Consider the following 11,796-nt stretch of genomic DNA (forward strand, 5'->3'; position numbering starts at 1 on the left):
CGATTCAACTGCTGCTCACTTTCAGAATAATTTGGCCCGTCGGGCAGTCAATTTCTATCTCCCGGACCCGCACCCACTGGTCCAGCTGCACCCAGCCCGCATCACCGGTCAAGTACAACCAATCGCCAGCATCGAAAGAGCCATATGGGCACATGTCGTGGTCCACCAGGGAAAGGCTGTCGAAGGCCCAATCCGAGGTGCGAGCATCAAGCTCATTTCGTGCTTCCCGGCCTGTCTGCGCTGTTTTCGTGAATTCCTTGCGTTCAACCACGAGCGCACGTCGCAAACGTCCCGAATCTCGCACTGCCGTGGAACGGACCATGCTGCGGCCCTCGCCTGCGCCCAGGACCATGACTTCCGAAGCGTAATCGCCTTCGACCAATGGTGGCGGAGCGGTGACGTTCACACCGATTTCCAGTCTCAAATGCTCACGTCTGACCCCGAACTCCGGGTAACCGATCCGGAGTCGATGCGCTAATGCGTCGTCACCGTCCCATGTGGTTTCTTCTCGGTAGTCAAAAGGTGTCTGTGTCGCCAGGTCCGTGATGATGGACCCCACATCAGGGGTATCCCACCACGAAAGGGTGTACGGTTCGGCCTTCTGCTCCGAGAACTCGCTGACCTTGGACTTGGCGGTGTTGAACTCTTCCTTGGTTTTCGTATGCATCGCCTTGGAGTCCTTGAGGACTTCCTTTTGGTCCAGCCATTCAAAAAACCAGTCGCTGGCCGAGTTGAACTTCGACGCCGAAAGCTCCACCCATTTCTTGCCGTTCCACGTCGACGCCGAGGTAAGTCCTTCGGCGTTGCCTTTGAACCAAAGGTTTCGTTTCGATCTCTTGTCCCCCGTGGGTTCGCTCGTGGAGCGAATCAACAATCCACCGGCCGGGAGCCCCGCTGCAGCGAGCGCCTTGGTCGCGTACTGGTCAACCAGTTTCGCATCCTCTTCAGCCTGCTCCTTGGTGTAGTCCAGCTGCTCCTGCATGTACGCCTGATGCTGTTTGGCGGCCGCGAGCTGGGCCCCCTCTGGCTTCCCCAGAAACTGTCCGGATTTCACAGTGTCCACGGCGACCTGCAGATCTCCCGACGGCTTGTTCTGTAGATTCGTCCAGATCAAGCGAACGACGTCCAAAGGATCAACACGGGTCGCGGAGAACTCCTTATCGACCCACGGCATCCCCGTCGGGTAGGAAGTGAATCCTCCTGCTGCAACGTTCAGCCAGTCCCCATCGGTAGTCAGACCGTCAACTATGGCGAAGACCGGGTCTCGGCCTTCCTGCTCAGCAACGATGGCCGATCCCCATTCGGTGAGTGCCCGCTGCCCGGAGGGAGCGTTGATCATCCGGTAGCCCAAGGGCAGACGGCCAGAGATGCTATCCGGGCGAGAAAGCCCAACAGTCACCTTCGCTCCCTGTAGCTGCAGGTCTCGATCGACCCACACCCTGTCAGGGAGTGTCAACAAGTGAAAACGCCAGTCGGACATCACGCCTCCTAATCAGCAGCCTCGATGAACTCCAACTGCACCACCACAGCTGTTCCAGAATCCGAGGTCAGGCGCGCCGCGGCCGACGACTCACTCAGCACGTTCCCCGACGGATATAACTTCTGGGACGTGCCACGCAAACCGGCCGGCACATACTTCTCATCCGCGGCAACCATTGTGGTCCGCTGAGTGTTCGTGCTGTTCGGGCTGTCATATTTGACCGCCTGAGTGATGATCCGGTCAGGGTTGGCATTGGCTCCGATCTGTGCCCACACCCAACCCACCACGTTGCCCGGCGGGACCTTCACGCCGGCCCACGTGACTATGACCTTCACACGCGTTGCCCACGCCGGAACCTCGAAATCAGCCATCGCGTTAGCTGATTCCAAAGGCCACGTGGACTGTGTGGGGTAAGCGCCCTTATTTCCGAGCGTGTGCCCTTCGCCAGATGTCAGGTTGTAGGTCCGCAGCACTGTCTCTCGACGCGGGATGGCGACTCTGCGTAGATCCGTGATCATCCCGTTCGTGATCGTCCCGGTGGATGCCGGGATGGTGATCTTGGCCAGCAGGATCGCGGGGTAGGTCAGGCCGAGCTGGTTGATGCTCGAAAGGTTTGCTGGGACGCTGGCGATCCGCTCCAGTCGGGCGTAGTTGAACGTCACCGGGTCACTGGGCACTGCCCCCTCGTACTGGGGGTCCAATACTCGGGCGATGATAGCGTCCGTGCGGCCGCCGGTGGATCCGGTGGCCGGGATCGTCACCGAGGTAGACGATGGGTTGCGCAGTACGTAGGTCTGCTGGGTGCCGCCGGCATACCGGTTCAGGATCAGAGCTGCGCCGGGCCGGACGGCTACTGTGCCGTTCGGGGTGGACTGGGCCTTCACCGCCAGCGATGCGGGTTCCACGATGCCCTCCGCGCCGGAGGTTGCGGCGTATGCGAGCAGGCGTGCTACCTCCGGAGAGTGCTGGGCGCCGCCGCCCACGAACCAGGGCGTGAGATCCAAAGCCACAAGGGCCTCCTTAGATTGAGTAGTAAGCGTTTCGCCAGCGCAGTTCGACCAGCGCGGTGCCGGTTGGATCCACACCGCCGAACGTCAGGTCAGAGATCCCGACCGGCAGCACTGCGGAAGACAACCGGGTTTTGCGGGTGAGCATGCCACCCACCGGAGCGGACCCGCGCAGGACGGTGCCGGCGAAAGAATCGACGGTGACTGACTGGCCAGGCAGCAGTGTCCCCTTCAGGGCGATCTCCCACCCGGCCGCTGCGCGCACATACGGGTCAGTGATCGGCCCCTTGAATACGGCTTTCAGTGGCGTCGCCGCAGTGCCCTTGTTGTCCACGTACCCGGCGCGCGGTGCCGACGAACGGACCGTGGACAGTGGCCCGACAAGCGGAGCCATCAGGCCGCCTGTCGAGGCCGGGACGATCGGAAGCGTCAGCACGGTTTCGGACTCATCGAAGTGCCGGCTATCCATCAAGCGGAAGTCGCAATCGATGCGTGCCCCACCCTGTTGCGCGCGGATGTCTCCGTTGGATCCGGAGAACCGGTCCGGCCGCCCGTACACTCGTCGCCACCGGCCGTCCAGCTCGTAGGACAGTGGGGACATCGTAAGCGGTGTCAGTCGGTGCTTTGGGTCGTGCCAGCGACTGGCCAGCGCGGATTCCAACGAAATCGCGCTGGCCAGGTCTACAGCATCGGTTGTGAGGCTGATGCCCCACGTTTTGCCACCCAGGAAGTCGCGACCGGGAATTACCCCATCGCGCTGGGAGCGTTCAGCATCACCAATTCGCAAGCTGGATGTGCCCGAGTTGAAGCTTGTGTTGACCAAGGCCGTGTCCGTGCCGAATGTCAGCCCGTCAAACCTGAACTTCACTTCTTCCCTCCTCGGTTATTCCGACGTCGATGGTGATCCAGTGCGGAGAGGAAGTCATCAACATCAGCATCCTTAGGCAGTTGCATGGTGATCTGATCCCCTCCGTGCTGCACCTGCTCCGCTCCGCGAGCCGCCAGGTTATGAATCGATCGCCACTGGGCCCCGTTGAAAACAGGCTCCGGCGAGCGCGAGGCGTTCATTACCTGGGTTTGTCCCGGTTGCACGTATCCGCCTTGGTCGTACAGGTATGACCGGTAGTTGAACGGTGTGCCGTTGCGCCACAGCTCCGCGTGAAGGTGCGGTCCTGTGGAGCGTCCGGTGTTGCCCGAGCGTGCGATGACGTCGCCGGCTTTGACTCGTTGGCCGGGTTTTGCCGACCATCCTGAGAGGTGGCCGTAGTACGAGGACAAGCCGTTGGTGTGGTCCATGACTGTGCCCTTGCCGGTGCGGCCGGTGACGGCGTTCCATCCGGTTTTTCGGATGATGCCGTCGTACATGGCTCGTACTGCGGATCCGATCGGCACTGCGAAGTCGATGCCCGCGTGGGGGTATCGGCCTCGGGAGGTGCCGAAACCTGAGGTGATGGGGCCGCTGGCTGGCTTCGCGAATTTTCCGAGTGGACCGTCGTAGAACATTGCTCCGCCGTCGGCGACTTGTGCCGCGGCTTTCGCGTCATCTTTCTTGACGGCCCATCCGGTCATGGAGTCGATCAGCTTGTGGCCGGCTCCTCGGATCAGCTCGTTGATTCCTTCTCCCGGGAGCATGGCAGTGATTGAACCCTTGATGGGTTCAGTCAGCGCCCGTACGCCCGCGGCGATGGTTCCAACGGCCCAGTCCTTCACCGCGCCGACGGTGCCTTTCACACCGCCCCATACGTCGGACCAGAAGCCGCCGATTGGTAGTTTCGAGTTCCGCTCGTCGTGACCGCCGGTGAGCGTCGGCAGGGATTCCATCGGAGCCTGCTTTTTGCCCGCCAGCATCGCTTTGGTTTCCGCTGCGGTGTAGACGTACCCTGGACCGGTGTTGATCAGCTCGGGGCCTTCCTCGCCAACGAGTTTCCAGCCGTGCGCCATTTGGCCGCCGTCGGCGAATGCTGGGAGTGAGGCAACGTCTGGCAGCTTCCATCCGAGGCCGAGCTTCTCGGCGATGCCGTTGAACATGGCTTTCAGACCATCGTTGTACACCGTGTTCACCACGAAGTTGATGGGCTTTCTTACGATGTTCGCTACGGAATCCCAGATCCCTTGAACTGCTTCCTTGCCGGATTTGAAAGCGGCAGGGAAGTCGCCCTTGAGCAGGTTCGCGATCGTGTCGAATACGGGCTTTCCCCATTTATCCCATACGATCCCGAAGGCTTGCGTCAGGGAGTCCCACCCGGATTTAATCCAGCCGAAGGCAGGCTTGAGCGCATTATTCCAGAGCCACGAAGCGCCGGAGGACACCGCGTCCCAGGCTGGTTTCAGGATGTTCGTCCAGGCCCAGCCGATCCCTGTGGCCAGTACGTTCCAGCCAGCGCCGATCCAACCGAATACGGGTTGCAGGATCGAGGTCCAAAGCCAGCCTGCGGCCACGGCGAGCGCGTCCCAGGTTGGTTTGAGGATGTTGTCCCAGGCCCATTTGGCGTTGTTGGTCCAGTTGGTCCAGGCTTCGGAGATCCAGGTGAAGGTTGGCTGGAGGATGGTTGTCCAAAGCCAGCCCGCTGCGGCTGCTATGCCGTCCCAGGCCGGTTTGAGGATGTTCTCCCAGGCCCAGTTCATTCCCGTCATGAGCCCGTCCCAGGCTGGTGCGATCCAGGCGAGGAAGGGTTCGAGGATGTTGGTTTGCAGCCAGCCCATGATGGTGCCCCAGTTGGCGACGGCGACAGCGACAAGTGCTGCGCCGGCGACGATTGCAGCGACGACCCAGGTGATGGGGTTGGCGAGCATGGCCGAGTTCGCTGCCCATTGGGCCACGGTGTAGATTCCCCACGCGGTGGCCAGGCCGCCGAGCCCGATGCCCATTGCTTCCATGACCCCCGGTGTCTGGGTAACCCAGTTGAGGACTTCTTGTGCCGGTCCTAGGAAAGGCTGGATTCCGTCGGCGATGAGGCCTTGGAATCCTCGGCCGAGGGATTCGAGCGATGCGGTTGGTCCCGAATTGATGGCGTCTGTCATCTGCTGGGCGGCGCCTGCGGTGCTATCGAAGGCGTCACCCATGGGGTCGATCATGCCGAGGAAGTTCGGGATCTGGTCAGTGCCGAGGTCTTCGAGTGGTGTTCCGAAGAGCGCGAGGCTGGCCGCGGCTTGTTCGCCTGGATCCTTGATTTCCTGGAGGCCGTGAACGATTTGCGCCATGGCGCCTTCTGCCCGGTCGCCGCCAGCCAGAAGATCGTTGGTCATGGTCGTCATGTCCAAGCCGAGCGCGGAGTATGCGCCAGCGGTGCTCTTGGACATGTCTGTCGAGCGGATCGTGAACTCTTTGAGCGCGTCGCCCATTTTGTCCATGCCGATCGCGCCGTCCTGCGAGGACGCTACGATGATGCCCATGGCGGTGTCGCCATCGATGCCGAGCTGCGCAAAGTGCTTGGAGTACTCGTCGAAGACCGGCAGGATTTCCCCGCGCATGGCTTGGGGTACTTTCTGCATGGATCCGGCAAGCATGTCCATGGCTTGGTCGGCGTCCTTGGCCAGACCGTTCTTGATCAGGATGCCGGCGGTCGTCGCGGATTCTGCGACTCCCACGCCCATGGCCTTTTCGAGGCTTAGGGCTTTGGCGGTGATGGATTCGATCTGCTCCTCGGAGGCATTGCGCATCCCCTGCATGGAGGACACGACGGCGTCCACGGCACCCGTGACGCCTTCCATGGAGTCGCCGAAATTGTCAGCGTAGAGATCGCCGGCGACAGCTCCCCATTTTTGGGCTTCTGCCGGGGTGGCCCCCAGCGAAGCTCCGAGTACCGCGGCGCCATCGGCTTCACCAACTGCGCTCGTGAAGCCGCTGGCCACCAGTGCGGTGGCGCCGGCGACGGCGGTGAGCTTCGTAATGAGCCCACCCATGCCGCCTGTTGCCGCTTTGAATGAATCGTTGGCTGAGCCTACAGAGGACTTGACCTTGTCCCATTTGCTGGGTGCCTTACCTACTTCGGCGGTCTGCTTCTTCTGGGCCTCGGTCAGCTGTTCGCTGATCTTGGCAGCGGCTTTTGATTCTTCCTGAAGCGCAGCTTCTGCGTTCTCGTACTTCCGAGTCGCGTTCTCTGCTTTCTCCTTGGCCGCGGCCAGCTTCAGCGTTGCCGACTGGGCCTGTGCCGATTCGCTACCGTACTTGCTGATCGCGTCGTTGAGCTTTACCTGCGCGTCCAGCTCGGCGGCTTCGGCTTTGTTCTTCGCCTGTCGAGCGGTGGAGATCTCCTGCTTGAGCTTGCCCAGGGCGGCTTCGCTCTTCTTTGCGGAGATCTCCAGCTCTTTGACGAGCCCGTCCGTGGCTCCGGCGGAGTTGTCGGCCATGGCCCTGGTGAATTCATTGCCAGCTTGCCGGCCGGCATCGCGGGCGACCTGGGTAGCTCCGCGCTTGAATCCTGTAGCGAATGGCGACATGTTGGCCAGTACGTCGACCCATACTTCGTCGGCCACAGTGCGCCCTCCTTTCTCTGAAATGAATCAGTGAGGGTTTGGGCGCGCCAGGACTTTCAGAAGGTTGTCCTGCATCTGGTGCTCTGCGGCCTTTTCGAGTTCCTGGTGTTCGCCGGTGCCGGCTTCGGGCCGTGGCAGATACTCCGGTTCCAGTGCGGCACTATTTCCGCGGAACAGGTTATGCAGCTGGATGGAAAGATCGCGGAGCCGGCCGCTGATGTCCCACAGCATCCATTCCTCATCGCCCCACTCGCCGGACACGGCCCGGGCAACGGGGTTCTTCGGCGGGAGGTTTTCCACCATGACGCGGAATTTGCGGAGACTGATCTTCCCGGAGAAAACATCACTGAGCGGGTCGCGCCCGGGGTACGCCTGCAGCAATGCCGCCTCGTACGCCTCGGGCTCGGCCCCAATCAGTTCAGCTATCCCCTGTACCGGAATTTTCCCAGCGAGTCCTTGTACTCCTGGGTTTCAGCTCCGAAGACCAGTGCCAGGTCATCGGTGGTGTAGCCGGCGGCTTTCCACTTTTCCAGCTGCTCTTCACTCGACAGGTCCGGGTGTTCACCCAGGATGACCATGGCGGATTCGTCGCCCGGTGAAGCAGTCTGCAGGCGCTTCATGAAGTCCTGGAAATCTGGGGTGTCCTCGACCTGGAAACCGAGGCGGATGAACACGCGCTCGTCCTTGCCGATTTCAATTGGCAGCAGCTCGTCGGTTCCGACGTTCTCTGCCAGCTGCCTCTTGAAGCGGTCCATGCGTACGACGCGGCGGGTTGGTTCAGCCATGATGATGGCTCCTTTCGTGGGGAATCTGGGGAATCAGCTAAGTGGTTGGGGCTGGCAGGATTCCCCTCACTGCCAGCCCCAACCGGTTCGGGGGTCGCCCGGTTATGGGACTTGGTGGTAGAACGGTCCGTCCTGCAGCCGCGAGTACGACTTCTTAGCGACGGCATCGCGGAAGAGGCCCCAGGTGCACGAGTAGGTCTCCGCAGCGTTGCGCGCCAGCTTACGGGCGCCCTTCGCGGTGATTGCAGCTCGGTAGGCGTACTCGTAGCGGTAACGAGCCATGTCGCCTACCCCGTCAATTGCGATCACGCCGAGCCGCATGTACGGGTAGTCGGAGATGGCGCCGTCGTGGTAGATCCACGGGCCTACGCTGGTTGCCGGCCAGTCTTCGACCGGCACGCCGTGCCACAATGCCTGGACGTAGGCATTGTCTTCGCCCAGGTTCGTGAGGAGGGTCTTCTCGATACCGGTCAAATCGCGACGGACAGGTTCGAGGGCCTGGTCCATCTGGGTGTTTTCCGAGCTGACCGAGTCTTCCTGGTCGATGCCGTCGGTCGTGATGAATCCGAAGATCTTCGCGTCTGCGGGCAAGATCGGCAGGTGGTCTTCCACCCCGAAGAAGGTGGTAGGTGGCGCGGAAGTCATCGGCTGCACAAACAGCAACTTAGACCCCCACTTGCGGACGTTAGTATCCACGTTGGCCTGATCCAGATCGATTTCTGGCATGATCGCGGCCCCTTTCTAGATATAGAAGAAGGGCCGCATCTGCAGCCCTCGACGGTGGTTATGGTTTCGGTCGGAAATCGACAGTGTACGAAGCGGTTGCCTGGTGCAGGTCCTTGTTTCCATATGGTTCGGCTGTCGGGTGGAAAGCCAACCGCACGTCGTCGGCGTAGCCGTCTGCTGTTCCCTGGCATCGGAGCTTGCGCATCCGATAGTCAGCTTCATCGAGCAGGTCCAGAGCGTCGCCGCGACCTACGGCATAAGCGCAGATCTCGACTGTCGGCGAGCGAGTTATATCTTGCTCGCCGCCGCCGACAACCTGCACCTTGTAGGCTGGAGCGGTTATCTGCAGGTTTTCATCGGTCTCAGTGAAAATGGGTGGATCGAGCCCGGCCCGCAGCCAGCCAAGCACAAACGCTTCAGCCTTCGGGTAACGGCTCATGCTAGGCATCCGTGGCCCGCCTGAGGATCTGCTGCCGAGTCAAACGGCCGTACCCGTCGATCTTGCGCATGTCTTCGGTGACCGTTGCTTCGACTCGCGCAAAGGAGCGAAGCAGACCGCTGGGTGACCCGGTGCCAGGACGCGTCCCTTGCCGGACTTTCAGCGCCTGCGCAAACTGGCGCTTGCCATCCTGCAAGGCGATCGACTTCGCCCGGGGAAGAACCCGCTCAGCTTTTGCGGCGAGCGCTGCCCGGACCGCCGGTGACTGCATCGCCTGGTTCAGCTTCTCGGTACTGAGGTTCGGCTGTTTCAACGGCCACCTCCTTTACCGGTGCAATCAGGCCCAACGCGATCGCGTCGGCTTGGCTGTACTTGTTCCCGCGGAAGTCGACACGACCGTCTTCTTCCAGGGATGGTTCATGCTGTGCCATGGTGTCTAGCCTTTCTGATCAATGAGGTTGAGTTCGGTATGGTCGAGGCTTCCCGAGGCGAAGTGCTTGGGTTCGGCTTTCACCTTGTAGTGGTTCCCGGCCACGGTGATGATCGACCCGGCGGTGATGCGTGGGTCGAGGGGCCCGCTGATGAAGTACTCCCCGGTGACGGTGTGCTTTCCGGCTCGGTCCTCGGTGGATGAGGCGGGCTGGAAGTTGCAGGGCCCCCAGTCGATCCGGGTTCTGGTTTTGGCTGGTGTGCCGTCCGGTGCCGGAGTAGTTGCCCCGGTCGGCACTTCTGCGGTGACCATGACCTGGTGCAGTGCGTCGGTCATTCGTACACCTCTTTCCAGTCCGGGAAGATCCGGTTCAGGCCGTAGGCCTTGGGGGCTTTGATCTGGGGCAGCGGTGTGGATGCCGCGGTCCCTTCGAAGATCTCCACCATCCACTCTTCGAAGCTGAGCCGTTCGTCGCCGCCGGAGGAGTCCAGGGTGATGGCCCTGGACTCGGCTCCGGCGGCGACGGCTACGGATTTCACTCCGTTGTTTTCGATCTTCGGAAGGACTGAGAGCACCATGCTCACGACGACGTCGGTGACGTCTTCGATTTGCAGTGTTCCGGCGGCGATCCGCTGGTCTACGTCTTTCCAGCGGCGTCGGATCTTTCGGGATGCTGCTCCGATCCAGTACTCGACTCGGGTGGATTCGACCGGGGTCAGCGGGCGCCATGCGTTGACGATGTCTTTGACCTGCGCAAGGTCAGCCATGGCTACCCGCCTTCCTATTTCGTGCCGGTGGCCTTGGACGCCGGGGCCTTGGCCGTGGCCGGCTTGTTGTCAGCGTTGGCGGCTTCGAGCTGCTCGTTCGCTTCGGCCAGCTTGCCGTTGGCTGCGGCAGCTTCTGCCTTGGCTGCTTCGGTGGCAGCCTTGGCTTCTTCCAGCTGGGCCTTGAGCGCTTCGACCGGGTTCTGCGCCGGTGGCTGCTCGGTCACGGTGACCTTCTCGATCAGCTTGCGGCTGACCAGGTGCTTCAGCTGTTCCTCGTCTACGCCTTCGGGGATAATCCCACCGGCGCGGACGATGCGGGCAACACGGTTGCCGCTTGGCGAGCCCACGGCGACCTTCACGACGGAGGCCTTGGCCTTGTACAGAGTTGCCATGGCTTAGGCCCCCGTTCCGGTCATGTAGATGCCAGCCAGCGGGTTGGTGACGACTGGCACGTGCGGGTTGCGGGCCTGCAGGCGGGTTTTGTCCGCCTTGCTCTCGCGGATGGATGCAACCTCCACTCCGGTGTCGTTGCCGACCGGGCGGTACTCCGGCGACGGGATCGACTCGCGGGCGATGCCGCCGAGCAGACGGCGGTCCAGGAACAGCGGGTCGGTGACTTCGCCACCGTCTGCTGCCACCCAGGTGATGCCGCCAATGGTCGGGAAGGCACCGGTCTTGGCTGTGTCGTCGCTGTCCGGCAGGACGTCCAGCAGCTCGGACACGATCTCGGCGTGCTGGATGCCGTCGAGCACGACGGTGTCGATGTCGTAGCCCAGCTTCAGCGCGCGGACAGTGGCCTTGGCGCGCATGGCATCCTTGAGGATCTGCTTGCCGTTGGTCCATGCGCCGCCGGCGATGGTCTGGGTCACCGAGGACTGGATGACGCCCAGTGCCGCATCGTTGGCGCTGAACACCAGTTCGGTCTGCAGGAGCAGCAGCGCGTCATCGATTGGCTGGCGCAGGAGCCGGCCCACCTGTTCGTCGGTGACCTCGGTGGCGATGCCTTCCTTCAGGGCAGTGTACAGCTCGTACTGCTCGGCGCTTAGCGGGGTGAGCTTGTACTCGGCGCCCGGGGCGACGGTCTCGGCGCCGCGGTCGGTGCGGATGATCTCCTTGGACGGCACCATGATGGCGCCACCGCTGACCTGGTAGCGGCCCTGCAGCAGGAAGTTGCCGAGGAACTGCTGGGACGTGAGGATGTCCCCCAGACGGCGGGCAAGCAGAGCAGGAGACTTGATGAAAGCCAGCAGGTCCGCGGCGCTGGCGTTCTCCGTCTGGCTCGGGGTGAATGGGTAGGTAATCATGTCTGGATGATTCCTTTCTTCTAGCGCTGGAGAACCTGGACCAGCTTGCCGTCAGCGGCAGCGGTCAAGGCCAGACCGATGACGGTCCCGGTCGTAGCGGTGCGGACGGCTCCTGCGCCGGCGGCTTCCAGGCTTGCGCCCAGAGCCACTTCGCCGGAGGCCTTCAGCTCGTGGATCACTTTGCCGACTTCCACGGTGACCTTGTCACCGATCGCGGCGTCGTGGCCTGCAATTCCCACGTAGGAGGTGCTGGCGGCCGCGGCCGGAGCCACGGAACGGTCGGTCGCGCCGACCTGGACAGGCTGGCCACCGACTACTGCGGTGGTGACATCGAAGGTGATGGTGTCACCCGGACGATGGATTGGCAGGTACTGGCCCATGG

14 protein-coding genes are annotated in these 11,796 nt (G+C 62.2%); all 14 read right to left on the reverse strand.

Features of this window, described 5'->3' with window-relative positions; genetic code table 11:
• Positions 1-4 precede the first annotated feature (4 nt).
• Entirely contained in the window at positions 5-1,480 is a 1,476-nt protein-coding gene (locus ACTX90_RS17730; protein ID WP_443442600.1) for a hypothetical protein, read from the reverse strand.
• Between the two features lie 8 nt (positions 1,481-1,488).
• Positions 1,489-2,490: a hypothetical protein gene (locus ACTX90_RS17735; RefSeq protein WP_443442601.1), complete on the reverse strand. Its 1,002-nt coding sequence runs from the start codon at positions 2,488-2,490 to the stop codon at positions 1,489-1,491.
• 10 nt (positions 2,491-2,500) lie between these two features.
• Positions 2,501-3,355: a hypothetical protein gene (locus ACTX90_RS17740; RefSeq protein ID WP_120991691.1), complete on the reverse strand. Its 855-nt coding sequence runs from the start codon at positions 3,353-3,355 to the stop codon at positions 2,501-2,503.
• Complete coding sequence (locus tag ACTX90_RS17745) at positions 3,352-6,963, reverse strand: peptidoglycan DD-metalloendopeptidase family protein (RefSeq protein ID WP_443442602.1); 3,612 nt, start codon at positions 6,961-6,963, stop codon at positions 3,352-3,354. The genes ACTX90_RS17740 and ACTX90_RS17745 overlap by 4 nt, the downstream gene beginning before the upstream one ends.
• Positions 6,964-6,990: 27 nt before the next feature.
• Positions 6,991-7,344: a hypothetical protein gene (locus ACTX90_RS17750; protein WP_120991689.1), complete on the reverse strand. Its 354-nt coding sequence runs from the start codon at positions 7,342-7,344 to the stop codon at positions 6,991-6,993.
• A gap of 41 nt (positions 7,345-7,385) precedes the next feature.
• Positions 7,386-7,748: a hypothetical protein gene (locus ACTX90_RS17755; protein ID WP_120991688.1), complete on the reverse strand. Its 363-nt coding sequence runs from the start codon at positions 7,746-7,748 to the stop codon at positions 7,386-7,388.
• A 102-nt stretch (positions 7,749-7,850) separates the two neighbouring features.
• A complete protein-coding gene (locus tag ACTX90_RS17760) occupies positions 7,851-8,474 on the reverse strand; it encodes a hypothetical protein (RefSeq protein WP_120991687.1) in 624 nt (207 codons plus the stop codon).
• A gap of 58 nt (positions 8,475-8,532) precedes the next feature.
• A complete protein-coding gene (locus ACTX90_RS17765) occupies positions 8,533-8,913 on the reverse strand; it encodes a hypothetical protein (RefSeq protein WP_443442603.1) in 381 nt (126 codons plus the stop codon).
• Between the two features lies 1 nt (position 8,914).
• A complete protein-coding gene (locus tag ACTX90_RS17770; RefSeq protein WP_120991685.1) occupies positions 8,915-9,226 on the reverse strand; it encodes a hypothetical protein in 312 nt (103 codons plus the stop codon).
• 123 nt (positions 9,227-9,349) lie between these two features.
• Positions 9,350-9,679, reverse strand: a complete 330-nt coding sequence (locus ACTX90_RS17775; protein ID WP_443442604.1) for a hypothetical protein — start codon at positions 9,677-9,679, stop codon at positions 9,350-9,352.
• A complete protein-coding gene (locus ACTX90_RS17780; protein WP_443442605.1) occupies positions 9,676-10,110 on the reverse strand; it encodes a Gp19/Gp15/Gp42 family protein in 435 nt (144 codons plus the stop codon). Before ACTX90_RS17780 ends, ACTX90_RS17775 begins: the two co-directional genes overlap by 4 nt.
• A 14-nt stretch (positions 10,111-10,124) precedes the next feature.
• On the reverse strand, positions 10,125-10,502 hold the full coding sequence (locus tag ACTX90_RS17785; protein WP_443442606.1) for a hypothetical protein: 378 nt from the start codon (positions 10,500-10,502) through the stop codon (positions 10,125-10,127).
• Positions 10,503-10,505: 3 nt separating this feature from the next.
• Positions 10,506-11,414 carry a phage major capsid protein gene (locus ACTX90_RS17790; RefSeq protein WP_120991681.1) on the reverse strand — a complete coding sequence of 303 codons (909 nt, stop codon included), beginning with the start codon at positions 11,412-11,414 and terminating at the stop codon, positions 10,506-10,508.
• A 20-nt stretch (positions 11,415-11,434) separates the two neighbouring features.
• Positions 11,435-11,794, reverse strand: coding sequence for a capsid cement protein (locus tag ACTX90_RS17795; protein WP_443442607.1), 360 nt, complete (start codon positions 11,792-11,794; stop codon positions 11,435-11,437).
• Between the last annotated feature and the right edge of the window lie 2 nt (positions 11,795-11,796).

It is taken from the genome of Glutamicibacter soli, assembly GCF_052322135.1.
Lineage (GTDB): Bacteria > Actinomycetota > Actinomycetes > Actinomycetales > Micrococcaceae > Glutamicibacter > Glutamicibacter soli.